Raw genomic sequence first — 25,455 nt, 5'->3', positions numbered from 1 at the left:
GGGAGCCCGGGGTCAAGGGGCCGCGGCGGCTGGCGGCCCCTTGTCGGTCGCCCGCACCGGGCAGACTGAAACTCCAGGCCGCCTGGCGAGCGAAACCCTCTCAGTGTTTCATAAGCTGTCAGCGACTCAAACCTTCTCAACGCCTGCTCGCGCAAGCATCACCGCAACTCATTATCTGTATCCAAAGCAATAAAAACGCCTGAACAGGCGCAAATCTTAGAGCGGGGGAATTGGGCAGGACAGGAGCCGGGGTCAAGGGGCCGCGGCGGCTGGCGGCCCCTTGTCGGCCGCCCGCACCGGGCTGGCTGAAACTCCAGGCCGTCTGGCGAGCGAAACCCTCTCAGCGTTTCATAAGCTGCCAGCGACTCAAACCATCTCAGGGCCAGCCATGGCCCCTGATTCCAGCCAGGCTGTGCAAACAGCCACCCAGCACTTACCCCTGCATCATGTTCGCCACCAGGTACTTACGTCCCTCGGCATCTTCCTCGGTGTAAACGCCCTGTAGCTCGGGTGAAAAACCCGGGAGCTGGTTGATGCCTGCTTCCAGCGCAAGAAAATAACGCTGTACCGCCCCACCCCAGGCTTCACCGGGAACAACACAGAGTACGCCAGGCGGATAAGGCAGCGCGCCTTCCGCGGCGATGCGCCCTTCTGCTGACGCAATCGGCACCAGCTCCACATCACCGCGAATATAAGCCTGATGTGCGTCCTGTGGATTCACTTTGACCTGAGGTAAGCCCTGCTCACGGAACATGAGACGTTGCAGATCTTTCACATTGAAGCTCACGTACAGGTCATGCATCTCCTGGCACAGGCGGCGCAACGTGTAACCGGCGTAGCGTTTGGCGTTCTTACGGTAAAGCGTGGGCAGGACTTCAGCCAGCAACGTGTCGTCTTTTACATGCTGCTCAAACTGCGCCAGCATGGCGACCAGGTTGGCCATTTTCTCCGGACTTTCCGCTGGCGTAAGCAGAAACAGGATGGAGTTAAGGTCACACTTTTCCGGTACGATGCCGTTTTCACGCAGGTAGTTGGCCAGGATCGTCGCCGGAATCCCAAAGTCAGCATATTCGCCGCTTGCCGCGTCAATGCCCGGCGTGGTCAGCAGCAGTTTGCAGGGATCGACGCGGTACTGATCGCGATCGTATCCCGCAAAACCGTGCCATTTGGCGTTGGGTTCAAAGCTGAAATAGTGCAGATCCCGCGCGATCTCCTCTGTGGGCGCATCCTGCCAGCGTTTGCCGTTCACCGTTTCAGGAACAAAAGGCAGGATCATATCGCAGCGTTCAAAGATTGCCTTGCGCGCCTCAATGCCCAGCATGACGCACTCGTCCCACATGCGACGTCCCGCCTCGCCCTGGTGCATTTTGGCGTTAATATCCAGTGCGGCAAACAGCGGATAAAACGGGCTGGTAGAGGCGTGCAGCATAAAGGCGTTATTCAATCGCTTATGCGGGCAGAAACGCTTCTGACCGCGGATATGGTTGTCTTTTTTATGAATCTGCGAGGTCTGTGAAAAGCCCGCAAGCTGCTTGTGTACCGACTGCGTCACGAAAATGCCGGGATCGTTTTCGTTTAACGACAGCGTCAGCGGTGAGCAGCCTTCCATCAGCGGAATAAACTGTTCGTAGCCCAGCCAGGCGGAGTCAAACAGGATGTAGTCACACAGATGACCTATGCGATCCACCACCTGACGCGCGTTGTACACTGTGCCGTCATAGGTGCCTAACTGGATAATCGCCAGGCGGAAAGGACGTGCTTCCTGCGCTCGCTCAGGGGCCACGTTGGCGATCTGAGCACGCAGATAATCCTCATCAAAACAGTGCGCGTCAATGCCGCCAATGAAGCCAAACGGATTACGGGCCGCTTCGAGATAAACGGGCGTTGCGCCAGCCTGAATCAGCGCCCCATGGTGGTTGGACTTGTGGTTGTTGCGGTCAAACAGCACTAAATCGCCGCGCGTCAGCAAGGCATTCGTGACCACTTTGTTGGCGCTTGAGGTGCCGTTCAACACAAAGTAGGTTTTATCGGCATTAAAAACTTTGGCAGCAAACTTCTGTGCATGCTTGGCCGATCCCTCATGGATCAGCAGATCGCCCAGCTTGACGTCAGCGTTACACATGTCTGAGCGAAAAACGTTTTCGCCATAAAAATCATAAAATTGCTTACCTGCCGGATGCTTTTTAAAAAAGGCACCGCCCTGATGACCGGGGCAGGCAAATGTACTGTTTTGCATATCGACATAGCGGGTCAGCGTTTCAAAGAACGGGGGCAGCAACTCAGCTTCATACGCCTGCGCCGCCGTTTCCAGTGCCGCCCAGTCCTGCGGTTCACCGTTCAACTCACCCGTCACGCCGGGCAGATGCATGACCTCTTCTTCAAAGGCATTGGCAACAAACACCGGTAAGTTAAAACCGGTATGCCGCAATAAGGCCAGCACGCCACTGCGTGTATCCGCAAGCGAGACGACCACAGCCGCCACATCGGTAAAATCAGTATTATCTAGCGTGACCACGTCGCGCGCAGTATTCAGGGACAGACTTGGCGCAACGGCAGCGCTGGCAGCAATTTTAAGTGGTGTCATAACACAAATCCCTAACAGTCAGGGAGTGGGTGCCTGAGGCACGGCAATAGGGAAATTTCCCCGGCGAATGATATCTGACGGGCCAAACCGATAGACATCAGTAAAGAGTAGTCCTTACTCATGTCCAACAGCAACGACCAGGCTGGCGTCACCGCATAGTGACGGAAATTTGTGTAACCGGTATGACGGCGGAAAACAGGTCACGCGCCAGGTCTGGCGAGTGGGAACAAGTGCAAAAACGCATTGATCCGGACATGGTAGCGTCCTCTGTCTGGGATGGCGGCGGGGAAAAATGTGGCGGCAATAATGTCATTTTTTACTGACAGGGACAACCCGACAACGTTAAATATCAGGTCAATAACTTTAAAATAAAAAACAATACATATCATTCAGTTGCAATATCTTTAAGCGACTAAGCTTCTGTAATCAATGCAAAATTATGCCATGTCCGGACATTGCCGCCCCGCCACCGGGATGTTTGATAATGCCTCAGAGCGGGGTACTTGTCGGGCCAGTACCTGGCCCTCTCAGGCTGTCGGGCGTAAACTTGCCTGATGATTCTTACGCCTGACGGAGGCTGTATGTTTAAGGCACTGGTCATTGAAAATGACGAACAAGGTTACCGTACCGAGTTAAAAGAACTCTCCGAAACACAGTTGCCCCACCAGGATGTCACGCTCGACGTGCACTATTCCACCCTGAACTACAAAGATGCGTTGGCCATCTGTAATAAAGGCCCGATTGTCCGTGAATTTCCCATGGTGCCGGGGATTGATTTCGTCGGTCGCGTAGTCGCCAGCCAGCATTCCGACTGGAAGCAGGACGACACCGCTATTTTGACCGGCTGGGGCGTGGGAGAAAAACACTGGGGCGGCCTGGCGCAAAAAGCCTGTGTCGCAGGCGACTGGTTAGTGCCCGTGCCAGACGGCTTATCGCCACTGAATACGATGGCCATTGGCACCGCCGGTTTTACCGCCATGCTGTGCGTGCTGGCTTTAGAAAAACAGGGCGTTACGCCCGATCGCGGCCCCGTGCTGGTCACCGGTGCCAGCGGTGGCGTGGGCAGCTTTAGCGTCAGCCTGCTGGCAAAACTCGGCTACGAGGTGATCGCCTCCAGCGGCCGCGCCAGCGATGAAAACTGGCTGATCAACACGCTGGGCGCGAAAAGGATTATGGATCGCGCTGAACTGTCTCAGCCGGGCAAACCTTTGGGCAAAGAGCGCTGGGCCGCGGCTGTCGACTGCGTGGGCAGCCATACGCTGAGTAACGTTCTGGCGGGTACGCAGCGCGATGGCGTTGTCGCCGCCTGTGGCATGGCTCAGGGGCTGGATCTGCCCACCAGCGTCGCGCCTTTTATTTTACGCGGCGTGACGTTGGCGGGCGTGGACAGCGTGATGTGCCCTAAACCGCTTCGCCAGCAGGCCTGGCAACGGCTCGGACAGTTGATGAATGATGCGCAACTGTCTCAGATGATCACGGTCATCCCACTGAGCGAAGCCAGTCAGGGCGCGCGGGATCTGCTTGAAGGCAAAGTTCGCGGCCGCCTGGTGGTGGACTGCCGCTAACGGTCTTTATGGGGCAGCGCATTCTGCTGCATTAGTAACGCGCTTAGCCCCTGCAGTGCCCAGCTCGCGCCCTGCTCCATGACGGCTTTGGGGTCGCCAGAAAAGTGCTGACAACGGGCAACGACTTTGCCATCAGGCAATGTCCATCCTACCCAGATAGTGCCTGCAGGCGTACCATCTTCGCCGCCGTCCGGTCCGGCATAGCCGCTTATCGCCAGACTCACCGGTTCGCCGGACCGTTCACGCGCCCCCAGCGCCATTTCACACACGGTTTCTCTGCTGACTGCAGTGTGGTTTTCCAGCGTTTGCGGGTTAACGCCAAGCAGACGCACTTTGGCGCTTTCGCTGTAGGTGACGAAGCCGCTGGTAAAAAAATCACCGCTGTTTTCGACCGCCGCCAGCGTAATACTGATCAATCCCGCCGTGCAGGACTCTGCGGTTGCCAGACGCAAACCAGAGGATAAAAGCTGCTGACCCAGTTGTTCAGCAGCCTGACTGAGTTTCATGGTCATGAGTTTTCCTTTGTTTTCTGTCACAGGTAAAGTATGGCTGAAACTCAGTAATCTGATGCGGCTAATCTGATGTTTTATCAGCGTAAACGGGAAAATGGCCTGTGCCGTTTCGGCTAACACGTCGCCCATCGTTCTCTGCCGTTTCGGCTGGCAATGCGAATCGGTTTGTCCCGGTCAGCCTGTAGATGTTTCATGTAGCCTGTTTGCCATTGCGTAACATCGCTGACAGCCCTTATTCAGGAAAAGGAGAAAAGAATATGCAAAAACCTGTCGTTGTGATCCACTACTGTACTCAGTGTAACTGGCTGCTGCGCTCAGCCTGGATGGCACAGGAATTGCTGCACACTTTTGCTCAGGACCTGGCCAGCGTCACGCTTCGCCCCGGCAGCGGCGGCATATTTGAAGTAACGGTAGATGACCATCTGGTGTGGGAACGTAAACGTGACGGCGGCTTTCCCGATGCTCAGGTGCTCAAGCAGCGTGTCAGAGATATCTGCTTTCCGGAACGTTCACTGGGACACATCGACAAAAACAAAACTGACGGAAGCTGACGGGCACGATCCGGCGTTAACTGCGGCTGATTTGCTCAGCGGCTGCGTTCAGCGCAGCCACAATCTTATGCCGTGTTTCGTCCGTGATGTCCTGCTGTGCCAGACGGCCATTTAAAGCGTTTTTAAACTGAAAGATGGCCTGTTCTATGTCGGGAATACTGCGGTTGTTGACTAATACAGCCAGCGAGGAAAGGCGCGTAATCAAACGCGACAATGGCTGGGCTTCGGCCTCTAACATCGCCTGGCCCGTTGCGGTCACTACATAAGCCTTTCTCGCCGCCTGAGGCTCGACAATCTCAATGGCCTCCATTTCCTCAAGCAAGGTCAGGTTGGGATAAATGATACCCGGGCTGGGGGAATATTCCCCTTTCGACAGTTCTTCAACGCATTTAATCAGCTCGTAACCGTGTGAGGCGCGCTGAGCGATAAAGTGCAGCATCAACAGACGCATTTCACCCGCATCAAGCATCTTTTCCCGGCGCTTCCGCCGCGCTGCGCAAGGCCGCGCAGACTGGCTGCGGTTATCCTGTTCTGAATGGGCCGAATCCATCTGTCGCCTCTGCCTGTTTAAGGAGAAAGAGCCTGATGGTAGAGGGCCACCAGGTAAAATTCAATCAACGGCAGGTCACTCACTTGTGATGCCAGTAAGCAACCGCACGCACAAGATCAGCATCCACGCCGCGTTGCGTTGTGAAGTAGTCAGCGAGCTGTTTAACGACGCGCCCTTCTCCCGTTAGCCAGATAAAAGCGTCATGCGACGGAATCGCTATCTTATCCAGCGCTGCCGTCAGGGCTGGCAAAGCCGCCTGCGTCATCTGCTGGCTACCGAGCCAGGCCACATTTGCCTTGCCGGTGTCCGCTAAGTAGTCACGCCCCGTTTTTTCATCGGTGAAGGCAAACAGGTGCAGGGTTTCGGCTTCAATGCTGAGGCTGCGGCGCTGAAACGCAGGCAGACCGGTTTCATCACAGACATAAAGCTGGAAAGCATAATCCGTTGGGACCAGCAGAGAACCGCGAGGTCCACCGATAATAAGGCTGTCGCCGGTCTGTGCCTGCGCGGCCCAGTCGCTGGCGACACCGCTTTCATGCAGGTAAAAATCGATTGTCAGCGAAGATTCACCATCAAAGTCAAACGGCGTGTAGTCACGCGCAGCCGGCCGCAAGCCGTCTTTCCAGTGAATGCCGTCATCGTCCATCGTCGGCAGTTGCAGCGTCGTGTCAGCGGTGGGCGGGAAAAAGACTTTGATGTGATCATCAAAACCGGGCGAATTAAATCCTTTCAGGTCGTCGCCCGTAAACACGATGCGCCAAAACCGGTCAGCCGCTTTGGTTTTGGTGGCAACGTGAATACAGCGAAAGCGGAGCGCGTTACGGATACGTTCAGGTAAACGGCGGGAAGAAGATGCAGGCACAGTGGCTCTCCGAAAAACAGGGTTGTACGCAACCTTAGTAAACAACAATCATTCTCATGTCAGTCGGAGAGAATAGCTATGATATATCTTAAGAACAATGACTAAAAATGCGGTCCGGCAGTACGTGCAGGCACATCTGTCGGCCTTTTATCGCTGAAAAGCAAAAAGGCGCTTACGCGCCTTTTAAAGGAGGACTGTCGGTCATCGGGCGGTTACTGCGCCTGATTTTGTCCGCTGTTTTGCGGCAGCGAGCTGTCACCGAGTATCTCGCTGTGGCCGGCCTGACTGCCGGGATGTAATCCTGTGCGAACATTGCCGGGATCGGTGAGTTGTGCAGTCGCCAGGCCGGGAGCGGCACACAGCGCGACAGTCAGAAAAAAGGCGGCTATTTGTGTTATTTTGGTCATGGTATTTTGCCTGTTCAGGCGTAAAAAGCAGGTGAATATCCAGCGCTGAGAAGGAAATACAGTATGCGTAGCTGCGCTCAGCGCTTCGGTAAGGATTTTACGCCTTGCCTGCCAGCCTGCTTATAAAATCGTGCGCTTTATCACACAATGACGCACATAATGTGCATTATCCCTGCGTGACAGGAATAGAGAACACGCCTTCAATGTTGTCGGCTGTGCATCGGGTTAAATCCAGACAGAGCAAATCCATTCCCGGCCGGCAGGCCACATTCAGCTGCGGCAGATAAAGGTAGTAAATATCCGCGATGAAACGCGTCAGTTCTTCCGGTGAGCCACGCCATGCCAGGCGGGCGTAAAGCCCAGCAGGCACCGTGCGGCATTGAAGATCGCCTGGCCCGGCATCCGTGTTTGCCAGCGCGACGCCACGAAACAGGCTGATGTGCTGTTGATCGACGGACGCGTTGCCGGGGCCATACTGAAATCCCAGCCATCCTTGCGCGTCGCCCTGCTGCGTACGGACAAAATGGCGTACCAGGCCGGCCATACGCTGATGCCGGTCGCGAATATAGTCGCCATACGGGCATTCCCATTCCAGCGTATCGCCCTGCAGGAGCAACTCCTCTTCGCGCCGGTAAAGCGATACCGGCATGACCGGCTCGCGCTGGGCAATACGGCCGTGAAAATACCGGACAGGCAGCACGTTAAGACGGCGAAAACCGCCCGGCGTAACAGAGAAGTGATTTTTAAACACGCGGTTGAAGTTTTGCTGATTTTCAAACCCGAAACGGACGGCGATATCAATTAACGGCATGCGCGTCAGTCGTAACGCCATAGCGGCAAGGGTTAAGCGGCGCTTGCGCGTATAGGCCGCCAGCGTTTGTCCGGTCATCTCCTTGAACAAACGTTGCATATGCCATTTGGAATAGCCCGATTTGAGCGTAATCAGATCGATGGAAATGTCGTTGGTCAGGTTGGCTTCAATCCAGTCGACTAAATCATTTATATGCTGTTTTTTTATGGTTTGACTTAGCATTTTAAAAAACGTGAAAAGAAAAAAGAGGGAAAGATTTGTAATAAAATAGTAACAAAAAGCGTTGCAGGATGTCATGACTCATGGGCAAGCCAGGGCCGGATAGCGGCAAAAAGCGCATTAATTGCCTGGGTTACTACTTTAAAAAGCCAGCACACAGGCTGGCTTATGGAAGGACGAGGGGAAAAACGGAGGCAGTCAGGAATGCACTGCCTCGTTCGGAGGACTCAGTGGCTACGCATGCCTGCGGCGGTCATCATCATTCTGAACAGCGTCGCGACCACACCGAGTGCCAGCACGCTGGCACTGTAGATGACCACCAGCCACAGCACGCGTTTCCACCACGGTGACCGGGTTTCATTCTGACGTTCTTTGCTGCTGACCTGGGTCTGCATATCAATGGTATCCTTCGTCTGCTTTGATTTTTCCACGGAACACGTAGTAGCTCCAGAAGGTATATCCCAGAATCATTGGAATGATCAGTAAGCTACCTACCAGCATAAAGGCCTGGCTCTGCGGCGGGGACGCGGCGTCCCAGATGGATACCGAGGGCGGAATAATATTCGGCCAGATACTGATACCCAGACCCGAGAAGCCCAGGAAAATCAGGGCCAGCGTCAGCAGGAAAGGCGAATAATGCGCCTCGCGCTTGATTGCGCGGCGCAGTCCCCATGCACACAGCAGCACCAGTACAGGCACCGGCAGGAATAAGAACAGATTTGGCGTGGTGAACCAGCGATGTGCAATGTTCTGATGCGTGAACGGTGTCCAGATACTGATGATGCCAATAATTAACAACAGCGCAATCAACAGCGGTGTCGCCAGGGCTGACATTTTACGGTGCAGTTCATGTTCGGTTTTCATGATAAGCCAGGTGCAGCCCAGCAGTGCATATGCCACCACCAGCCCGACGCCGCAGAACAGCGGGAACGGGGCCAGCCAGTCCATCGTCGAGCCTGCAAAGCTGCGGCCTTCGACAGGAATGCCATCCAGCATCGCGCCGACGGCAACGCCCTGGCTAAAGGTTGCGAGGAGTGAACCGGCAATAAACGACTTGTCCCAGAAGGCCCGATGGTGCTCGACAGCCTTGAAGCGGAACTCAAAGGCGACGCCACGGAAAATCAGCCCAATCAGCATGGCGGTTAACGGCACGGAAAGCGCATCGGCTATTACCGCATAGGCCAGCGGGAAAGCGCCATACAGTCCTGCGCCGCCCAGCACTAACCAGGTTTCGTTGCCGTCCCAGACAGGCGCAACGGTGTTGACCATCATGTCGCGCTCGCCTGCGTCTTTGTTAAAAGGAAACAGCAGGCCGATGCCCAGGTCGAAACCGTCCATGACGATATACATCAGGACAGCAAAAACGATAATCGCGAACCAGATAACAGAAAAATCAATCATCTCAACGCTCCTCATGATGGTGAGTGGCCGCAGAGAGCGGGCGCGCTGGCGTTTTGATTTGTCCGGGGCCACCTGTTTCCACGGTATCGCCTTCGCCGGTGACCGGCCCTTTTTTAATCAAGCGCATCATATAGTGATAACCCACACCGAAGACGGAGGAGTAAACCAGAATAAAGGCGAGCAGGCTGATGCTCATGTGCATTTCGCCATGGGGAGATACCGCATCAATCGTTCGCTGAACGCCATAAACTACCCAGGGCTGACGACCGATTTCGGTAGTAAACCAGCCTGCTAAAATCGCGATCAGGCCGGAGGGTCCCATGAGCAAAGCAAACCACAGGAACGGACGCGACTGGTACAGGCGTCCTTTGTAACGCAGCCACAGGCTGACTACGCCAAGGGTGATCATTAACAGTCCCATTGCCACCATGACGCGGAATGACCAGAAAATGATGGTGGAGTTAGGACGGTCCTCTTTCGGGAAAGATTTCAGCGCCGGGACCTGTTTATCCAGACTGTGCGTCAGGATAAGGCTGCCCAGATACGGGATTTCGAGCGCATATTTAGTACGTTCCTCTTCCATATCCGGTAAACCGAACAGTATTAATGGCGTGGCTTCACCGGGTGGGTTTTCCCAGTGGCCTTCGATGGCCGCAATTTTTGCAGGTTGATGCTCCAGCGTGTTCAGTCCATGCGCGTCACCAATCATGGCCTGCACAGGGGCGACAATCAGCGCCATCCACAACGCCATTGAGAACATTTTACGGATGGCAGGATTGTCATTTCCTTTAAGCAGATGCCAGGCCGCCGACGATCCGACAAAGAACGCACTGGCCAAAAATGCCGCCACGGACATATGTAACAGGCGATAAGGAAAGGACGGGTTAAAGACAATTTTAAACCAGTTTTCTGGCACCACGATGCCATTCTGAATGAGATAGCCCTGCGGTGTTTGCATCCAGCTGTTAGAAGACAGGATCCAGAAGGTGGAAATCAACGTTCCCAGTGCCACCATGCAGGTCGCAAAGTAGTGCAGCCCCGGGCCGACGCGGTTCCAGCCAAATAACATTACACCTAAAAAGCCCGCTTCAAGGAAGAAAGCCGTTAACACTTCATAGGTCAACAAGGGACCCGTGATACTGCCGGCAAACTGGGAGAAACCACTCCAGTTGGTCCCAAACTGATACGCCATGACCAGCCCGGAAACCACACCCATGCCGAAATTCACCGCAAAAATTTTCGACCAGAAATGATAGAGATCGCGGTAGGTTTGATTACGTGTTTTGAGCCATATTCCCTCCAGCACAGCAAGAAAGCTGGCCAGACCGATGGTGATGGCTGGAAAGATAATATGGAAGGAAACAGTAAAACCGAACTGGATCCTGGCGAGATGAAAGGCATCTAATCCAAACATTGCTTACCTCTTTGCCACATAGAGCACCACATATAGTTACTTATAATTAACGACTTATACACAAAGCATGTCATTCCATTGCATGGAAAAATGCCATGACGAATGTAAGATGCTTCGTCCTGGTAAAACAGAGACAATCAGATAAGTAAAAACTATAACAGTATTTTTTGATTAAGATCATTTTTTTGTTGAAAGTTTTCTTATTTAGGACGGATAAGCAAAACGTTAATTTCAAAGGGGCAATGTGACATTATTGTTATTAAAACAGACCCTGCACGGAGCCGTAACGGCCAAACGAGATTACCGCTAAAAAATAACGCAACTCGCTGTTTTTAAGCGTCATTCGCCATTTCCGCGCTTCGTTAAACAGAGAAAAGTACCGTTCTGTCAGGGGAATCACGTGTTTTATTATATTGTTAGCAGGATATTTATCTTATCTGCGCTTTATGATGCTTTTTTTTAGAATACGTCCGGTTTTTCGCACTCTGGCTTCGCTATTTCCGGGCAGGAAAACGAAGCTCAACCGGTCAGGCATGTTAAAAATCATATGCAATATGTAAATAACTCATCACATCTTTATCACGCGCAATAATTAACGCAGCCAGAAACCTCAGGAAAAAGTCGCCTGGTAAAAAGGATGTTAAAGAAATGCTGTGAGTAATTAAGACCGCCCGACGCAGAATGAATCTGTTATGTCGGACAGGCATTTTTTTACGGTGGCCGAGGGGAGTGTTTCTCTGCGCGCTTCGGTCCCGTCTTATGAACGGTCTTACGCGTCGGCGGACTGTTTCTCCCGGTGGGCGAGGATGCGTTCTACATTCATCTCCAGCCAGTCGGCCAGCCCTACCACCTGCTCCCCTACTTCCAGACCCAGCGGTGTCAGTCGGTATTCAACATGCGGCGGCACAACATCGTAGGCGATGCGCTCAACAAAGCCGTCTTCCTCCATATAGCGCAGGCTCTGCGACAGCATACGTTCGCTGACGCCGCCGACTGCACGCCGGAGTTCGCTAAAACGCAGCGTGTCATTTTTCAGCGCCAGTAAAATTAATACGCTCCAGCGACTGGTAATGCGCTTTAACACATCGCGCGACGGGCAGTTAACATTCAGCAATTCGCCGCGCATAAATTTTTCGCTTAATTTATCAGTCATTTAAACAAAACCCTTCATCCTAACAATTCTGTAAGTACTTACGAAAAGTTAGCATATCGCATAGGCTGCTGTTGACCAACTGTCCTCTTAAAGGAGCTATGTGATGATCGCAGTGACTGGAGCAACAGGCCAACTGGGCCGTTTAGTTATCGACGCATTACTGAAAAAAGTAGCCGCAGATACGCTGGTTGCCGCCGTACGCACGCCGGCGAAAGCGAGTGACATCGCCGCCCGTGGTGTTCACGTTCGTGAGGCGGATTACAACCGCCCAGAAACCTTAACGGCCGCCCTGCAAGGGGTCGACAAACTCCTGCTGATTTCCGGCAGTGAAGTGGGCCAGCGTGAAGCGCAGCACCGTGCAGTTATTGATGCCGCTAAAGCCGCAGGCGTGAAATTTATCGCCTATACCAGCCTCCTCCATGCGGATAAGTCTCCGCTGTCGCTGGGCGCTGAGCATCGGGCTACCGAAGCCCTGCTGGCAGCGTCTGGCGTCCCTTATGCCCTGCTTCGCAACGGCTGGTACACCGAAAACTACGCGGCGAGCATCGCCCCTGCCCTGGCGCACCATGCGTTTCTCGGTGCGGCAGAACAGGGCCGTATCGCTTCTGCGGCGCGTCGGGATTATGCCGACGCGGCAGCGGAAGTTATGGTGCGTGACGGCCAGGCGGGCAAGGTGTACGAGCTGGCCGGCGATGACAGCTATACGCTGGCGGAGTTTGCGGCTGAAATCGCCGCGCAGAGCGGCGAAAAGGTGGATTACGTCAATCTGCCACAGGCAGATTTTGCCGCCGCACTGAAAAGCGCAGGCTTGCCGGCCCCGCTGGCAGAGCTTCTGGCAGATTCCGATGCGGGTGCCGCTCAGGGCGGTCTGTTCGATGCGTCCCGCACACTGAGCCAACTGCTTGGTCGCCCCACCACGCCTTACGCCGAGGTGATCCGCGCGGCGCTGACAAAGGGATAACGCACTCACGCTTACGCTGCGGTTAAGCCCTGCCGGTTAACCGCAGCGATTATCCTCTCTCACTCCCTTTCTCCCCTTTCTGATGCTCCATCAGCCACGATTCGGTGCACACCGAAGTAACCGCTTTTGCATCGGGTACGCTGTCTGCAGGCTGACTTAAGGGAGAGAGAAATGATTGCCGTACTTTTTGAAGCAGAGGCCTTACCGGCAGCGCAACAGCGTTACATTGAACTGGCGGCCGAACTTCGGCCCGAACTGGACAGGATACCAGGATTTATCGCGATTGAGCGCTTTCAGAGTTTGAGCGAGCCTGGCAAGATATTGTCCCTGTCGTGGTGGGAAGATGAACGGGCGGTGCGTCACTGGCGGGAAAACAGCCTGCATCAGTCGGCACAGCGGGAAGGCCAGAACACAATTTTCAGCCATTACCGCCTGCGCGTTGCGAAGGTTATGCGTGATTATGCTGGTCCAGAGGAGAACACCCGGCATGTTTAATCTTTATGTGGTCTTCAGGAACGAACCGGGGTCGCTGGCCGCGTTTGGAACACTGCTTGGGCAGCATGGCATCGGCCTGGAAGGCGGCGGCGTCTTTTCAACGGGCAAGGAAAGTCACGCTCATTTTCTGGTGGAGGATGGCCCGCGCGCCCGGCAGGTGTTAGTGAATGCCGGTTTCGATGTCAGGGACGTCCGAAGGCCACTGCGCCGAAAACTCCCTCAGCAGCGGCCAGGTGAACTGGGTGAAATTGCGCAGTGCCTGGCGCAAAATGGCATTAATATTCGCGCGCAGTACAGCGATCACAGCAACTGGCTGGTGCTGATTACCGATGATGACAGGCGGGCCGAAGCACTGACCCGCCAGTGGAAAGGATGAGCAGAATGACACGCATGGCGGCCCGGTGTGATGACAGCACACACTCTTCTCTGACCTTCAGCATGGCGACGGTGGCCACTGCGCTGGCGGATACCTCGCGCATGCACATCCTCTGTGCCCTGATGGATGGCCGGGCCTGGACGGCGACCGAGCTGAGCGTGGTCGCTGACGTTGCGCCCTCCACTACCAGCGGCCATCTGAATAAGCTGACGGAGACAGGGTTGCTAACCTGCGTGGTACAGGGACGGCATCGTTATTACCGTCTGGCCAGCCATGAGGTGGCGGGCCTGCTGGAAAACCTGATGGGCATTTCGACCCGGCCCGGTTCAGTCCTGAAAACAACCACGCCAGACCGGCTCCGGCGAGCCCGCACCTGTTATGACCATCTGGCCGGTGAGATTGCCGTCGGTATCTATGATGCTATGCAGTCAGCGGGCTGGCTGATGCCGGATGGCACGGCGCTCACAATGGAGGGCAAGGCGCATTTTGCCGCAACAGGCATCGAGCTGACTTCGCCGTCGCGACGAAAGCCCTGTTGCCCCTGCCTGGACTGGAGTGAGAGGCGCTTTCATCTTGGTGGCGAGGCCGGTGCAGCCTTGCTGCGCTTCATGATACAAAAAGCCTGGCTACAGCAGACGCCCGGCTATCGGGAGCTTGGCGTCACCGCACGCGGCCAAACTGGGCTGTCGCGCATATTTAACCTCCGCCTCGTCTGACAGCCTCCTTTTCGCCTTATACCACGCGCGGGCATGCTGGCAGTGCGCCTCAGCCGATAGCCGTTAAGTCCAGCCGCATCAGCACGGTATCGTGGAACACACCGTCGACATACAGCGCCGCGACGTCTGTTCCGTAGGTCGTAAATCCAGCAGACCGGTACAGGGCCGTTGCTGCTGCATTGGTGGCGCTCACGGCAAGCCGGATGCTGATGCATTCACGGGCTTGCGCGATTGCGGTCATGAGCAGCGTCTTCGCCAGGCCGCTTCCCCGCCACTCAGGCAGCACATACATTCCCCAAATCGTGGCGACGTGCCGCTGTTTCTGGCCGGGATGGAAGCGTAAACCCGTCACGCCCACGATCTCGCCCTGGGGATCGAATCCGGCCAGCACAGTATTGTTTTGCAGCAGAGCCGCAAAAAACGCGTCAGGTTCTGAGCGCTCACGCGCATAATCCGCGCCAAACGCCTCAGGATGGCGTTGTAATCCGTCCAGCCGAATGGCGCGATAGCCTACACTGTCGCTGCTGGTGAGTCGTCGCAGAGTAAAGGAACGCACGATCATTCTCCTTAACAGGGCACCCCAGAGGGTATTTTCTTACATCATGCCACTTTTGCTTCATTTTCCTGCCGCACAGGGAAAAAACAGCCCCTTTTGGCCCAGGCAAAATTTTATTAAGCCTGCCGTAAGAGATTCATCTGAAATGCATTTACGTCATAAGTCGAGATATTCGGTTGAATTGTCTGTGTTTTATTCAATCTATACGATTAATAGACAATTTTTATTACGTTCATAGACAATCTGCATTGTTGTTCCTGCCTGCGAGAGGTCTATAATTTCCTTTTTGTGCAACCCCGTTCGCTCAGGAGGCCGTTATTAATACTTATCGCCAGCAACTCAATGCATTCGAAGAGAATCGTGCCGGGGCGGAAGTTGAGTATCAATACGATCCCCATGAACTGAAGCTGGAGCGCATGCAGGATTCTGAACCCGAGCCAGAGCTGATCGAAGGTCTGCCTGCCCCGGATGCGTTGACGCCTGCCGATCGCTATCTTGAGCTTTTCGAGGCCGTTCAGATGTCGGGCATCTTCGAGGACAGCAAAACGTTCCCCGACTGCTCGCCCAAATACGATCCGCTTGATGTACTGATGCGTTATCGCCGTCAGAAGCGCAGCAAGGACTTCGATCTGGCGCGTTTCGTTGCCGACCATTTCTATATGCCAGGCATCAACGAAAGCTTTTACGTTTCGAACCCTGACAAAACGCTTAACGAGCACATCGACGATCTGTGGCCGGTTCTCACCAAGATGCCGCAGCAGCATATGCCGCATTCGTCGTTGCTGCCGTTGCCTAAACCTTATGTCGTGCCCGGTGGTCGTTTTGGCGAAACCTATTACTGGGACTCGTACTTCACGATGCTCGGCCTGGCGGAATCAGGGCGTGACGATTTGTTACGTCATATGGCCGACAACTTTGCCTGGCTGATTGATAACTACGGGCACATTCCGAACGGGAACCGCACTTATTATCTGAGCCGCTCACAGCCACCTGTGTTTGCGCTGATGGTGGAACTGTTCGAAGAGGACGGCGTGCAAGGCTCACAGCGCTATCTGGATCAGCTGATGAAAGAGTATCAGTTCTGGATGGATGGCGCCGGCTCACTGATGCCCAACCAGGCTTATCGCCATGTGGTCCGGATGCCGAACGGCTCGCTTCTGAATCGTTACTGGGACGACCGCGACACACCACGTGATGAATCCTGGATCGAGGACATCGAAACAGCGCGTCATTCTAAGCGTCCGGCAAGCGAAGTTTACCGCGATCTGCGCGCGGGTGCCGCGTCAGGCTGGGACTATTCATCACGCTGGCTGCGTAATCCAAAACGTCTGTCGAGCATCCGTACAACGCAGTTTATCCCGATCGATCTCAATGCGTTTTTGTACAAGCTTGAGCTGATGATTGCGACGTTGTCTCACGTTAAAGGCGAAGAGCTGACTGCGCTGGCCTGGCAGAATAAGGCAGACGCCCGCAAACGTGCCATTACCCGTTACCTGTGGGACAGTACCGCAGGCGTTTTCCGTGATTATGACTGGCGCCGCGCCCGCTTTGGCGCGTTCACCGCCGCTGCGGTAGTGCCGCTCTTCGTCGGACTGGCAACGCCTTATCAGGCGCATTTACAGGCTATCGCGCTGCGCCATCTGCTGCTCAGCAATGGCGGGCTGCTGACCTCTATGGTGGAAAGCGGCGAACAGTGGGATAAACCTAACGGCTGGGCGCCTATGCAGTGGATGGCGGTGGTGGGCCTGAATAACTACGGCGAAGAAACCCTGGCGAGCGAAATCGCCGTGAACTGGCTGACAACCGTGAATAACTTCTACCAGTTACACCATAAACTGGTCGAGAAGTACGATATCAGCGGTGACCGCGCGCGTCCCGGTGGCGGCGGTGAATATCCTCTGCAGGACGGCTTTGGCTGGACAAACGGCGTAACCCGTCGGCTGATGGCAATGTATGGCCATATGATGATGGATTAATCTGTGTCGCAGGCACAAAAAGCCGGGAAACGTTCCCGGCTTTTTTCTGGCGATTTCTCTGTAGAGAACTTACTTTTTCGCTTCAACGCCTGGCGCCGCAGAGCGCTGCAGGAACTGCTGAGTGACTTCCGGCAGATGCGTGAACAGCCATTCGGCCATCGCAATTTCCTGATCGCGAATTTCGGTCAGGACTCTGACGCCATCACTGTCGCCGACCTGCTCGGCAGCCGCGATCAGGCTGGTGTAGCTGGCGATTTCCGCGTTTTCGAACACATAGCCGCTCATCGCGCCTTTGACGACTTCGTCAGAAGTAAACATGCCGCCAATCGCCTGTCCTGTGGCGGCCATTTTGCCCATCACGTCTTTCATAATGGAATGGTCAATGCCGTGGCGATCCAACAGTTGTTCAAGCAGAGTAAGCTGATGCTTAGTTTCATCCAGATGCTGGGCAAGGCGCTGCTCCAGAGCGGGATAATGCTCCAGACGACCCGCCATTTTGCTCAGCATGCTCTCGGCCTGCTTCTCCATGGCATGCGCGTCACGCAACCAGTCATGATAGTTTTCAATGGCTGTCATTTCGCGACTCCTTCAGCCGAACTGATGGTCTGTGCAACGCTGGTCAGTTTTTCATCTGTCTGCTTTTCCTCCGCAAGGGTTTGGGCCAGCAGCTTCGCGGCTTTGGTATAACCCAGCTTTGAGGCCAGCGCGTGCAGCGTACCGTAGGTCGCAATTTCATAATGCTCGACCTTCTGCGCCGCCCCGATCAATCCCTGATCGCGTACTTCACCCTTTTCAACAGACTCAATAATTTCCTGGGCTTCTTCTACCAGGCCTTCCAGGGCATGGCATTTCATTCGTTTGATTTTCACTTCAGGCGTAACGTCGACTAATTCGTCCAGACGTTCGATTTGCCCGCGTGTCTCTTCGAGATGCTGATTAAACGCAGCGATAAGATTTTCATCACTTGCCGCACGCGCCATTTTAGGCAGTGCTCTCGCGATTTGTTTTTCCGCACTGTAAACATCGGACAAGTCATGGATAAAGAGATCGTTTAACGTTTTGACAGTCATAAAAGAGCCTCATTAATTGAACGGCTACGCCACTATTTTTTAATGCAGCGCCAGTGACAATGTACTCACTAACCTTAGACTATTTAACGAAGAATGCATTCGGCTCCGTTTAATTCAGATTTTAAAGTAGCATTGAAAATGCCTTTTTCCCTTAATTACCAGTACTTTACTCAAAATGAGTTATTTTGATAAATGCTCCGCCTCACCTCAATTAAGACAAACCTGTACAGAATTAGCAAAAACCGTACAAGTTAACCTTCAGTTAAAATAGAGGCGTTTCACTTGGTGAACCCGGATTTCATTTTTTCGTTCAGACAGCCGTGCGTTGACTGGAAAAGCAGCAATAAAAAAACCGGAAAGGAATATCCTTTCCGGCAAGATTGACCAAATCCTAAACCAGAGGTGGTTTATTTCATGGATTAAACAGCGAAGTTTATATATTGAGTAGAAGTCAGCTTCACTGAAGGTTTCAGCTTAAATAGCTAACCCCTTGTTAATATTGAATTAACTCCTTCGACTGACCTTACCTCCCTTACGCCCCGCCTCAATAGCTCGCTGGGGATCGTTTTTGAAATTCCCACCGCTGTTTTGTCCGCCTTTACGGCCTGCTTCTGCTGCTCTCTCTTTGTCTGCAGCGAAATTACCGGCCCCACCACGATATTGAGTCATTCTGTGTTCTCCGCAAGTTTAATTATTGAAATAGCACAGTGGAAGTTGCATCAACTAAAGGGTGCACAAACAAATGTAGCTGTAAAATCACCTAATCAAGCATGACGGCCACGACACTCACAAAGGCAGATACATATACCTTATTTGTACATCCAGTTAATTCTTTAGTGATGAAACTATTTTTCGAGGAAACTCTAGTTTAACGCTCCTGGCGAAAACTTTAATGAAAACGCTCCTCTAAGGCTCTATTAATCGATCTATTTATTAAAAAGTCCACACTGATTTTATTTTCAATCGCAGCACAGGGACGGCCAGGTGACATTGCCCATCGTCAATATGATCAATAAATGATCTATTTAACTAAGCGCGATAAAATCGAATTCATTACGGCAGGGTTTGCAACATGCAAAAATAAGCGAAGCGGTAAACGTCTCGTTTATTAGAATGAAGAGAAAGAAAAGATCATAAAATGACCAGGCAGGCGACAATTAGTAAAATGGCACTTCTCACAAGCGGAAGAAATACCGCTCATCACATTTCAGGTAAGCGAAGCGGCAATAAAAATAAAAACGCCCTGACGGGCGTTTTTTTCGGACTATTCTGCCCTGCTGTTTTGCAGGAAGGCGAGTAAATCGTTGTTGAGCTGAGCCTGATGCGTGACAGCGAATCCATGAGGCCCCTGATCGTAGATCTTGAGCTCTGAACCCGTAATCAGTTCATGGGCCAGCTTTCCGGTCGCCTCGAACGGGACGATCTGATCATGGCTGCCATGAATGATTAAGGTGGGCACATCAACGCGAGCGAGATCCGCGCGGAAGTCGGTTTCAGAAAAAGCGGTAACACAGTCCAGCGTTCCCTTGAGCGATGCCAGCAGGGCCATGTTTAACGTCTGCGTCAATACGCCCTCGGATACTGACTGGCCAGCATTGGTGCCATAAAAGGGGGCGGCAAAATCCTTAATAAACTGCGCTCTGTCGTCAAGCAGTCCCTGTTTGATATCGTCGAAAACCGATTTCTCTACGCCTTCGGGATGATCGTCTTTCTTACCAAACACGGGCGTGACTGCGCCTAACAGAACCAGCCCTTTAACGTTGCCCGTGCCATATTTTCCAATATAACGCGATACGTCGCCGCCGCCCATTGAGAACCCGACCAGCGTGACATCCTTGAGTTGTAAATGTGTGATCAGGCTATGAATGTCGTCAGCAAACGTATCGTAGTCGTATCCTTCCCATGGCTGGTCGGAACGTCCAAAACCGCGCCGGTCAAAAGCAATAACCCGATAGCCGCGTTCGGCAAGGAAGTTGAGCTGGCTATCCCACATATCCGCGTCCAGCGGCCAGCCATGGCTAAACAGTACCGGTTGCCCTTTGCCCCAGTCTTTGTAGTAGAGGTTAAATCCATCTTTGCTTTTAAACAGACTCATAAACGCCTCGCTATGGATGAAGGTGATGACGCTTCCGGCCATCGTCTGAGAAGCTCAGCGACGTTCCGGCGCGCGGCACTACCTGTCAAGCATGGCAGAGGGAAACCGATGGTCAAACCAGAAGCAGAAAAAACGCGTTTTTACAACGCTACACCGCGTTTACCGTTTTTTTTGATGCGGTACATCGCCTCATCAGCACGGGCCAGCGCACTGTCAAAGTTTTCTGGCTCCTCAACCTGAACAACCCCAATGGATGCGCCAATGACGGCAGTACCGTTGGCCAGCTCAAAAGGTTGCAGGGCAGCATTAAGACAGGCGTGCGTGAGCCTCTTCGTGAGTGGATGGGTTAACGCGAGCGGAATCAGTAAAACAAACTCATCGCCGCCCAGTCGCCCAATAATGACACCTGGTGGGCAGGCTGCGATAAAGCGCAGACTAAGTTGAATCAGGACTTCGTCGCCACTGCGATGCCCTAACGTGTCGTTGACATGCTTAAAATTATCTAAATCAATAAAGGCAATACATAATGCCTTTTTCTTCATATCGCGAAAATGATTGATCAACGCATGCCGGTTGGTTAATTGCGTCAGGGGATCGTGCATGGCCAGTGAAGCCAGTTGCGCTTCGTACTGTTTCTCTTTGGTCATATCAATGTGCGTGCCCGTCACTTTGATCGGTCTGCCCTGCTCGTCCCATTCACTGACGCGGCCCCGGTCCAGCACCCACGTAATTTTTCCTGTTTTACCAATCATCCGATGTAAGGCTTCATAGAAGGGTGCTTTGCCCTCGATATGATCATAGAACGCCTTCAGAACATCTGCGGCATCCTCAGGATGCAGGCAGGATTTCCACACATCAAAATGGGCATCCGTTTCTTTAGGCTGAAAACCCAGCATGGATCCCCAGCGGCGGTTAAAAATAACCAACTTGCCCGTGGGAATATCCAGTTGCCACAAGCACAGGCCCGTGCCGTCCAGCGCAGCACCCAATTTATCGCGGGCATCATGCGCAATACGCCTTAATCGCGCATTGTGTTTTTTTAAATTCGCAATTTGCTGCCGCAGGGCATCTTCAGACATATCGATAGCGGGAAAGAGAAAAGGCTATTTTGCCATTGCCATGCGCACTGTAAAGCAACATGTTCAAAACACGATGAGACAGGGATAAAGTCAACCCGTTCAGAATTAACCACGCTTAGCCGCATCAGAACCAGCATACGGCAGACGCTCAGTGACAGCGCGCTGAATGATTATCTTGCACAGAGAGTGATCAACGACGGCGCGGCTGATGTGGCTTCTTTTATAACCCGACTGTCAGCCTGTACGCTTTCTTCTATAGAAAACTCAGGTTTTTTAAAGAAGCGGTAAGATGTAACAAACACTGATTCGCAAGCCATTGAATTAAAATGATAAAAAAACCATGCAATTGTAACAGTGACATTTTTCTGCAAACTCATAATTACAATTAAATATCCTCCGGGTGTTAAGTAAAGACGTCAAGACGACATCAAGGAGATAACATCATGGCTCTGCCCCTTCTGCTTTCTTACCACGGTAACCTGTGTAAAAGTGATTATTCACGCCAGGATTCACATCTGACCGACGCCCTGTTTGTTGGCGATATGTTTTTCTCAAAAAACAGCCCGGACATTTCGCAGGCGGATTATGTTTTCAACGCCGTTTCACCTCATTATTTTTGCGTAAAGAATGCCATTCTGGATAACTGTTTCCCAAACAGCAAAAACAGCGGCGTTGCATTTGTCTGACAACGCAGTGTTATTGCTTTTTCGAAAAAGACAGTCCTGGTAAATGAACACTACAGATGTAATCAATGACGTTAGCACCTTTCGGATGCATAAATACAGAGGATAAATATCATGAAAAAGATGATTATTAGCTCAATGATTGTAGCCGTATTAGTGTTTACTGGTGGCGCTGCGGCCGCTGAGTCCTTTAAAGACAGCCATACATTAAATAATGAAGTCATTTCGGCCCAGGCCGCGCAGGCCATGAATGATATTCAACTTTCACGCAACGCATTATTTAATGGCCAAACTCAACAAGCAAAAGTGCTGGCGACTCAGGCTGACACTTATTTGAAAGATAATAGTGTGGACTGGACAAAGTATATTCGCTATGACAAAAAAGCCCCGATGACGGGAGATAATTATATTCGCATCGGCTCCGATGTATCCGTGTCGGAAGATTACCAGCTATCAAAACAGAAAAATGACGCGATCGATAAAGCCAATCAGCATATTAAAGCAGGTGATAAGCAAGGTGCGCTTGATGCGCTGAAGCTGGCTGGCGTAGCCGTCACTGAAACGCAGGAACTGATGCCGCTACAACAAACAGAAAATGATGTTTCAAATGCCCTTGCTTTAATGAAACAGGATAAATACTACCAGGCAGGCATGCTGCTGAAATCCGCAGAAGAAGGCGTGATTTACGATACGCAAACTTATTCTGAACTGCCTGTGAGCCCTACCCTGCATCACTCACAGACCGGTGCCAGTGCATCACAGAGTAATAAAGGCTCGTAATTATCAATAAGCGTGACATTAAATACACGATGACGATGTTAAACAATAAGGCCGCTTTCATTTCATCGATAAGGTGAGATGAAAGCGTCAACCTTATTTAATCCGTTCAGATATCAAGCGCACAATGATACGGCCTGATTATCATCCATTTTTTTCTCCCTACCCCAGCAACTACGCTCACTTAACACAAATCTCCAGTACCTCCTTTTCATTATCACTTTTATTTTCAGTTTATTTATACACCTTACGCTAATCTCGTCCTTTCTATCGAATACTATAGATAACTCAGGAAATTAACTTTTTACTAAACTTAAGGATAGTTTTTAAACTTTTTTTTAAAAAACGGCTTCGCTTTCATAAACTGCCTTCCTTTGTTGCCGATACTCGAAAAGCAAGGGTTGTTATTACAAAAATAAAAAAATTACTAAACGGGGAATCAACATGAAAATCACAACAGGCCGCAAAATCGCGTTCGCGTTCGGCATCATCGTTCTTGTGTCATTAATAGGCAGCAGCTTGTCGATTATTAACTTTCTCAAGCTACGGCAGGCCAATAGCTGGAATATTCACAGTTATAAGGTGATGAGTCTGAGCGACAGCATGTTAACTGACATGGTTAATATGGAAACGGGCGTGCGGGGATTTGTCATCTCCGGTAATGAAGCCTTCCTGGCACCGTTCAACGCAGGCAAAACGGCGTTCGACCAGAAATATAATCAGCTCCGCACCATGACGGCAGATAATGCCAGTCAACAGCAAAGACTGACGTCATTACTTGACCTGCACAACAGCGTCCAGGCCATTGACGATCAGCTAATCGCATTGCGTCGTCAGGTTAATGGTGGACAACAACCGCTCGAAGCCCTGACGCATTTTTTTCAGGAAGGGCGTGATAAAGCCTTTATGGATCGCTACCGCGCCGTCGCCGCCGATTTCAACAACGCAGAATCGTCGCTGCTGGCTACGCGCTCTGACGACGTCAACAGCCTGGCCTTTGCCACGAAAATGACGCTCAGTCTGGCCGGGTTAACCACCATCCTGCTCTCGTTGGTGCTGGGCACCATCATTACACGCAGTATCGTTCGCGCACTGGGCGGCGAACCCAAAGCGGCTGCCGATATTGCTGGCATGATTGCCCAGGGTAACCTGACGGTAGACATTGCTGTGCCGCTTAAAGGCCAGGGCAGCCTGATGGCCTCGCTGGAAGCCATGCGCCAACAGTTGGTCACCATTGTGAGTGGCATTCAGTCCTCTGCGGAACTGATCAATAACTCAGCGAGCGAAATCGCCCAGGGCAATATTGACCTGGCTCAGCGCACTGAAGAGCAGGCTGCCGCACTGGAACAAACGGCCGCCAGTATGGAGGAGCTGACCGCTACCGTCCGTCAAAATACCGATAACGCCCGTCAGGCAAATTCTCAGGCGGATACCACTTCGCACGTGGCCCTGCAGGGGGGAGATGTGGTGAAACAGGTTGTCGAAACCATGCGCTCTATTTCAGAAAGCTCAGGCAAAGTGGCCGAGATTATCTCTGTCATTGAAGGGATTGCATTCCAGACGAATATTCTGGCCCTGAACGCCGCCGTTGAAGCCGCACGGGCTGGTGAAGGCGGACGCGGATTTGCGGTGGTTGCCGGAGAAGTACGTTCGCTCGCCTTACGCAGTTCTACCGCGGCTAAAGAAATCAAAGATTTGATCACCCAGTCGGTTGAACACGTGGCGAAAGGTTCGGGCCTGGCGAAACAGGCAGGTAACACGATGGAGGAGATCGTGAAATCCGTACAGGGCGTGACGACCATTATGGGCGAAATCACCATTGCGTCGGATGAGCAAAGCAACGGTATCGGGCAGGTCAGCATTGCCGTCAGCCAAATGGACCAGGTCACCCAGCAGAACGCCGCGCTGGTGCAGCAGGTCTCCTCTGCGGCCCAGGGCATGGTGGAACAAACGACCCTGTTACGTAATGCCGTGTCCATTTTCCGTATTGACCGACACCAGCCAGCCGCTGTGCTGCGCTAAACAGCCTCGGTGTTTAGCTGCGGCATGACGTAAAGCCCACCCGGCACGTGTCTGGATGATTCTGGCGCGTGCCGATTTTACTGTTAGCGTGAATCACTCACCTTCCTCTGTCGCCTGAAAAAAGCCGTTTAAAAAAACAGCCATGCCGACTAAAGTGGGCCTTCCCTCACTTATCAGTGGCCATACTATGTTTAGCAAAACGTATCAGGTTGACGAAAAGCATATCGATTTTCAGGGCGTTGTAGACGGACTTTACTATCCCTTCTATATGGAATGGACACGCCACGCGTTCATGAAAGAGCATCTTGGCGTGGATCTGGAAGCGGAGTTTGCCGAAGGCCGTATCCATATGCTGCTTGAATATACGCTTCGCTTTAAAAAGAGTCTGAAAAAAGGCGATGAGATGCAGGTGACCTGCGCACTCGCGGCAAACGAAAAGCGTAACCGCGTTAATTTCGTCCAGCAAATTTTGGTTGATAACGTTGTTTATGCTGAGGCGGTTTTCACCGGCACCTGTCTGGAAAAAGGGCGTCCTGTTATTCCGGCTTTTTTACGTAGTGCGATACCTGACGCCGGAAACTAACGCGCCGGCTTTCCGGCTGATTACCGCGACGCTCGAT

At 52.6% G+C, this 25,455-nt stretch carries 27 protein-coding genes; 11 read left to right on the top strand and 16 right to left on the bottom strand.

Annotation, left to right across the window (positions count from 1 at the left end; all coding sequences use genetic code 11):
- Nucleotides 1-433 precede the first annotated feature (433 nt).
- Nucleotides 434-2,584: an ornithine decarboxylase gene (locus tag C7434_RS15725; protein WP_039342318.1), complete on the bottom strand. Its 2,151-nt coding sequence runs from the start codon at nt 2,582-2,584 to the stop codon at nt 434-436.
- 581 nt (nt 2,585-3,165) lie between these two features.
- Here C7434_RS15725 and C7434_RS15720 point away from each other — a divergent pair.
- Entirely contained in the window at nt 3,166-4,149 is a 984-nt protein-coding gene (locus C7434_RS15720; protein WP_133745645.1) for an MDR family oxidoreductase, read from the top strand.
- Here the strand turns inward: C7434_RS15720 and C7434_RS15715 are convergent.
- Nucleotides 4,146-4,661: a CinA family protein gene (locus C7434_RS15715; protein WP_133745644.1), complete on the bottom strand. Its 516-nt coding sequence runs from the start codon at nt 4,659-4,661 to the stop codon at nt 4,146-4,148. The genes C7434_RS15720 and C7434_RS15715 overlap by 4 nt on opposite strands.
- A gap of 257 nt (nt 4,662-4,918) precedes the next feature.
- Between C7434_RS15715 and C7434_RS15710 the strand changes: the two genes are divergently transcribed.
- Nucleotides 4,919-5,212: a SelT/SelW/SelH family protein gene (locus C7434_RS15710; protein ID WP_006118282.1), complete on the top strand. Its 294-nt coding sequence runs from the start codon at nt 4,919-4,921 to the stop codon at nt 5,210-5,212.
- A 16-nt stretch (nt 5,213-5,228) separates the two neighbouring features.
- On the opposite strand, the gene C7434_RS15705 is transcribed toward C7434_RS15710, so the two are convergent.
- The 8 genes from C7434_RS15705 to C7434_RS15670 form a co-directional block, all read right to left on the bottom strand.
- The gene (locus tag C7434_RS15705) at nt 5,229-5,762 is read right to left on the bottom strand and encodes a PadR family transcriptional regulator (protein ID WP_039342312.1); all 534 of its coding nucleotides are present in this window, start codon (nt 5,760-5,762) and stop codon (nt 5,229-5,231) included.
- A gap of 79 nt (nt 5,763-5,841) precedes the next feature.
- Complete coding sequence (locus tag C7434_RS15700; protein ID WP_133745643.1) at nt 5,842-6,624, bottom strand: siderophore-interacting protein; 783 nt, start codon at nt 6,622-6,624, stop codon at nt 5,842-5,844.
- Nucleotides 6,625-6,836: 212 nt separating this feature from the next.
- Nucleotides 6,837-7,031, bottom strand: coding sequence for a hypothetical protein (locus tag C7434_RS15695; RefSeq protein WP_006118279.1), 195 nt, complete (start codon nt 7,029-7,031; stop codon nt 6,837-6,839).
- Nucleotides 7,032-7,197: 166 nt separating this feature from the next.
- Nucleotides 7,198-8,064, bottom strand: a complete 867-nt coding sequence (locus C7434_RS15690; RefSeq protein WP_006118278.1) for a helix-turn-helix domain-containing protein — start codon at nt 8,062-8,064, stop codon at nt 7,198-7,200.
- Nucleotides 8,065-8,288: 224 nt separating this feature from the next.
- The gene (locus tag C7434_RS15685; RefSeq protein WP_006118277.1) at nt 8,289-8,456 is read right to left on the bottom strand and encodes a DUF2474 domain-containing protein; all 168 of its coding nucleotides are present in this window, start codon (nt 8,454-8,456) and stop codon (nt 8,289-8,291) included.
- 1 nt (nt 8,457) lies between these two features.
- Nucleotides 8,458-9,462 carry a cytochrome d ubiquinol oxidase subunit II gene (gene cydB / locus C7434_RS15680; protein WP_033739704.1) on the bottom strand — a complete coding sequence of 335 codons (1,005 nt, stop codon included), beginning with the start codon at nt 9,460-9,462 and terminating at the stop codon, nt 8,458-8,460.
- 1 nt (nt 9,463) lies between these two features.
- Nucleotides 9,464-10,876 (bottom strand): cytochrome ubiquinol oxidase subunit I, encoded by a 1,413-nt coding sequence (locus C7434_RS15675; protein WP_133745642.1) that lies wholly within the window; start codon nt 10,874-10,876, stop codon nt 9,464-9,466.
- Nucleotides 10,877-11,645: 769 nt separating this feature from the next.
- Nucleotides 11,646-12,029 (bottom strand): helix-turn-helix domain-containing protein, encoded by a 384-nt coding sequence (locus tag C7434_RS15670; RefSeq protein WP_033739707.1) that lies wholly within the window; start codon nt 12,027-12,029, stop codon nt 11,646-11,648.
- A 103-nt stretch (nt 12,030-12,132) separates the two neighbouring features.
- Between C7434_RS15670 and C7434_RS15665 the strand changes: the two genes are divergently transcribed.
- The 4 genes from C7434_RS15665 (at nt 12,133) to C7434_RS15650 (ending at nt 14,577) form a co-directional block, all read left to right on the top strand.
- Nucleotides 12,133-12,990 (top strand): SDR family oxidoreductase, encoded by an 858-nt coding sequence (locus tag C7434_RS15665; protein WP_058702231.1) that lies wholly within the window; start codon nt 12,133-12,135, stop codon nt 12,988-12,990.
- Nucleotides 12,991-13,161: 171 nt separating this feature from the next.
- On the top strand, nt 13,162-13,485 hold the full coding sequence (locus C7434_RS15660; protein WP_006118272.1) for an antibiotic biosynthesis monooxygenase: 324 nt from the start codon (nt 13,162-13,164) through the stop codon (nt 13,483-13,485).
- Entirely contained in the window at nt 13,478-13,861 is a 384-nt protein-coding gene (locus C7434_RS15655) for an amino acid-binding protein (RefSeq protein WP_006118271.1), read from the top strand. The genes C7434_RS15660 and C7434_RS15655 overlap by 8 nt, the downstream gene beginning before the upstream one ends.
- Nucleotides 13,862-13,866: 5 nt before the next feature.
- Complete coding sequence (locus C7434_RS15650; protein WP_044241491.1) at nt 13,867-14,577, top strand: metalloregulator ArsR/SmtB family transcription factor; 711 nt, start codon at nt 13,867-13,869, stop codon at nt 14,575-14,577.
- Nucleotides 14,578-14,626: 49 nt separating this feature from the next.
- On the opposite strand, the gene C7434_RS15645 is transcribed toward C7434_RS15650, so the two are convergent.
- Entirely contained in the window at nt 14,627-15,139 is a 513-nt protein-coding gene (locus tag C7434_RS15645; protein ID WP_072209569.1) for a GNAT family N-acetyltransferase, read from the bottom strand.
- A gap of 311 nt (nt 15,140-15,450) precedes the next feature.
- On the opposite strand from C7434_RS15645, the gene C7434_RS15640 reads away from it, so the two are divergent.
- Complete coding sequence (locus C7434_RS15640; RefSeq protein ID WP_050504863.1) at nt 15,451-17,109, top strand: alpha,alpha-trehalase; 1,659 nt, start codon at nt 15,451-15,453, stop codon at nt 17,107-17,109.
- A gap of 69 nt (nt 17,110-17,178) precedes the next feature.
- On the opposite strand, the gene C7434_RS15635 is transcribed toward C7434_RS15640, so the two are convergent.
- The 5 genes from C7434_RS15635 to C7434_RS15615 form a co-directional block, all read right to left on the bottom strand.
- Complete coding sequence (locus tag C7434_RS15635; protein WP_033739715.1) at nt 17,179-17,685, bottom strand: DUF892 family protein; 507 nt, start codon at nt 17,683-17,685, stop codon at nt 17,179-17,181.
- Nucleotides 17,682-18,179, bottom strand: coding sequence for a DUF892 family protein (locus C7434_RS15630; RefSeq protein ID WP_006118265.1), 498 nt, complete (start codon nt 18,177-18,179; stop codon nt 17,682-17,684). Before C7434_RS15630 ends, C7434_RS15635 begins: the two co-directional genes overlap by 4 nt.
- Before the next feature lie 504 nt (nt 18,180-18,683).
- Complete coding sequence (locus C7434_RS15625) at nt 18,684-18,848, bottom strand: general stress protein (protein ID WP_006118264.1); 165 nt, start codon at nt 18,846-18,848, stop codon at nt 18,684-18,686.
- A 595-nt stretch (nt 18,849-19,443) separates the two neighbouring features.
- Nucleotides 19,444-20,274 (bottom strand): alpha/beta hydrolase, encoded by an 831-nt coding sequence (locus C7434_RS15620; RefSeq protein WP_006118263.1) that lies wholly within the window; start codon nt 20,272-20,274, stop codon nt 19,444-19,446.
- A gap of 140 nt (nt 20,275-20,414) precedes the next feature.
- The gene (locus C7434_RS15615) at nt 20,415-21,353 is read right to left on the bottom strand and encodes a sensor domain-containing diguanylate cyclase (RefSeq protein WP_033739717.1); all 939 of its coding nucleotides are present in this window, start codon (nt 21,351-21,353) and stop codon (nt 20,415-20,417) included.
- A gap of 443 nt (nt 21,354-21,796) precedes the next feature.
- On the opposite strand from C7434_RS15615, the gene C7434_RS15610 reads away from it, so the two are divergent.
- From C7434_RS15610 to C7434_RS15595, 4 genes are all read left to right on the top strand, one after another.
- Nucleotides 21,797-22,039 (top strand): hypothetical protein, encoded by a 243-nt coding sequence (locus tag C7434_RS15610; protein ID WP_058709068.1) that lies wholly within the window; start codon nt 21,797-21,799, stop codon nt 22,037-22,039.
- Between the two features lie 111 nt (nt 22,040-22,150).
- Nucleotides 22,151-22,816 (top strand): YfdX family protein, encoded by a 666-nt coding sequence (locus tag C7434_RS15605; protein ID WP_133745641.1) that lies wholly within the window; start codon nt 22,151-22,153, stop codon nt 22,814-22,816.
- Between the two features lie 441 nt (nt 22,817-23,257).
- On the top strand, nt 23,258-24,835 hold the full coding sequence (locus C7434_RS15600) for a methyl-accepting chemotaxis protein (protein ID WP_133745640.1): 1,578 nt from the start codon (nt 23,258-23,260) through the stop codon (nt 24,833-24,835).
- A 187-nt stretch (nt 24,836-25,022) separates the two neighbouring features.
- Complete coding sequence (locus tag C7434_RS15595) at nt 25,023-25,418, top strand: acyl-CoA thioesterase (RefSeq protein ID WP_006118258.1); 396 nt, start codon at nt 25,023-25,025, stop codon at nt 25,416-25,418.
- Nucleotides 25,419-25,455 lie beyond the last annotated feature (37 nt).

Origin of the sequence: Pantoea sp. PNA 14-12 (assembly GCF_004364735.1) — a bacterium.
Lineage (GTDB): Bacteria > Pseudomonadota > Gammaproteobacteria > Enterobacterales > Enterobacteriaceae > Pantoea > Pantoea stewartii.
This window is presented reverse-complemented; position numbering and strand designations above follow the sequence as displayed.

Excerpts from the sequence above, each read along its gene's own strand:
- C7434_RS15645 (WP_072209569.1), bottom strand. The coding sequence starts at position 15,139 with ATGATCGTGCGTTCCTTTACTCTGCGACGACTCACCAGCAGCGACAGT.
- C7434_RS15605 (WP_133745641.1), top strand. The coding sequence starts at position 22,151 with ATGAAAAAGATGATTATTAGCTCAATGATTGTAGCCGTATTAGTGTTT.
- C7434_RS15635 (WP_033739715.1), bottom strand. The coding sequence starts at position 17,685 with ATGACAGCCATTGAAAACTATCATGACTGGTTGCGTGACGCGCATGCC.
- C7434_RS15610 (WP_058709068.1), top strand. The coding sequence starts at position 21,797 with ATGGCTCTGCCCCTTCTGCTTTCTTACCACGGTAACCTGTGTAAAAGT.
- C7434_RS15715 (WP_133745644.1), bottom strand. The coding sequence starts at position 4,661 with ATGACCATGAAACTCAGTCAGGCTGCTGAACAACTGGGTCAGCAGCTT.
- C7434_RS15690 (WP_006118278.1), bottom strand. The coding sequence starts at position 8,064 with ATGCTAAGTCAAACCATAAAAAAACAGCATATAAATGATTTAGTCGAC.
- C7434_RS15595 (WP_006118258.1), top strand. The coding sequence starts at position 25,023 with ATGTTTAGCAAAACGTATCAGGTTGACGAAAAGCATATCGATTTTCAG.
- C7434_RS15685 (WP_006118277.1), bottom strand. The coding sequence starts at position 8,456 with ATGCAGACCCAGGTCAGCAGCAAAGAACGTCAGAATGAAACCCGGTCA.
- cydB (WP_033739704.1), bottom strand. The coding sequence starts at position 9,462 with ATGATTGATTTTTCTGTTATCTGGTTCGCGATTATCGTTTTTGCTGTC.
- C7434_RS15725 (WP_039342318.1), bottom strand. The coding sequence starts at position 2,584 with ATGACACCACTTAAAATTGCTGCCAGCGCTGCCGTTGCGCCAAGTCTG.
- C7434_RS15655 (WP_006118271.1), top strand. The coding sequence starts at position 13,478 with ATGTTTAATCTTTATGTGGTCTTCAGGAACGAACCGGGGTCGCTGGCC.
- C7434_RS15665 (WP_058702231.1), top strand. The coding sequence starts at position 12,133 with ATGATCGCAGTGACTGGAGCAACAGGCCAACTGGGCCGTTTAGTTATC.
- C7434_RS15620 (WP_006118263.1), bottom strand. The coding sequence starts at position 20,274 with ATGAGTCTGTTTAAAAGCAAAGATGGATTTAACCTCTACTACAAAGAC.
- C7434_RS15615 (WP_033739717.1), bottom strand. The coding sequence starts at position 21,353 with ATGTCTGAAGATGCCCTGCGGCAGCAAATTGCGAATTTAAAAAAACAC.
- C7434_RS15660 (WP_006118272.1), top strand. The coding sequence starts at position 13,162 with ATGATTGCCGTACTTTTTGAAGCAGAGGCCTTACCGGCAGCGCAACAG.
- C7434_RS15625 (WP_006118264.1), bottom strand. The coding sequence starts at position 18,848 with ATGACTCAATATCGTGGTGGGGCCGGTAATTTCGCTGCAGACAAAGAG.
- C7434_RS15630 (WP_006118265.1), bottom strand. The coding sequence starts at position 18,179 with ATGACTGTCAAAACGTTAAACGATCTCTTTATCCATGACTTGTCCGAT.
- C7434_RS15600 (WP_133745640.1), top strand. The coding sequence starts at position 23,258 with ATGAAAATCACAACAGGCCGCAAAATCGCGTTCGCGTTCGGCATCATC.
- C7434_RS15695 (WP_006118279.1), bottom strand. The coding sequence starts at position 7,031 with ATGACCAAAATAACACAAATAGCCGCCTTTTTTCTGACTGTCGCGCTG.
- C7434_RS15670 (WP_033739707.1), bottom strand. The coding sequence starts at position 12,029 with ATGACTGATAAATTAAGCGAAAAATTTATGCGCGGCGAATTGCTGAAT.
- C7434_RS15675 (WP_133745642.1), bottom strand. The coding sequence starts at position 10,876 with ATGTTTGGATTAGATGCCTTTCATCTCGCCAGGATCCAGTTCGGTTTT.
- C7434_RS15650 (WP_044241491.1), top strand. The coding sequence starts at position 13,867 with ATGACACGCATGGCGGCCCGGTGTGATGACAGCACACACTCTTCTCTG.
- C7434_RS15710 (WP_006118282.1), top strand. The coding sequence starts at position 4,919 with ATGCAAAAACCTGTCGTTGTGATCCACTACTGTACTCAGTGTAACTGG.
- C7434_RS15705 (WP_039342312.1), bottom strand. The coding sequence starts at position 5,762 with ATGGATTCGGCCCATTCAGAACAGGATAACCGCAGCCAGTCTGCGCGG.
- C7434_RS15720 (WP_133745645.1), top strand. The coding sequence starts at position 3,166 with ATGTTTAAGGCACTGGTCATTGAAAATGACGAACAAGGTTACCGTACC.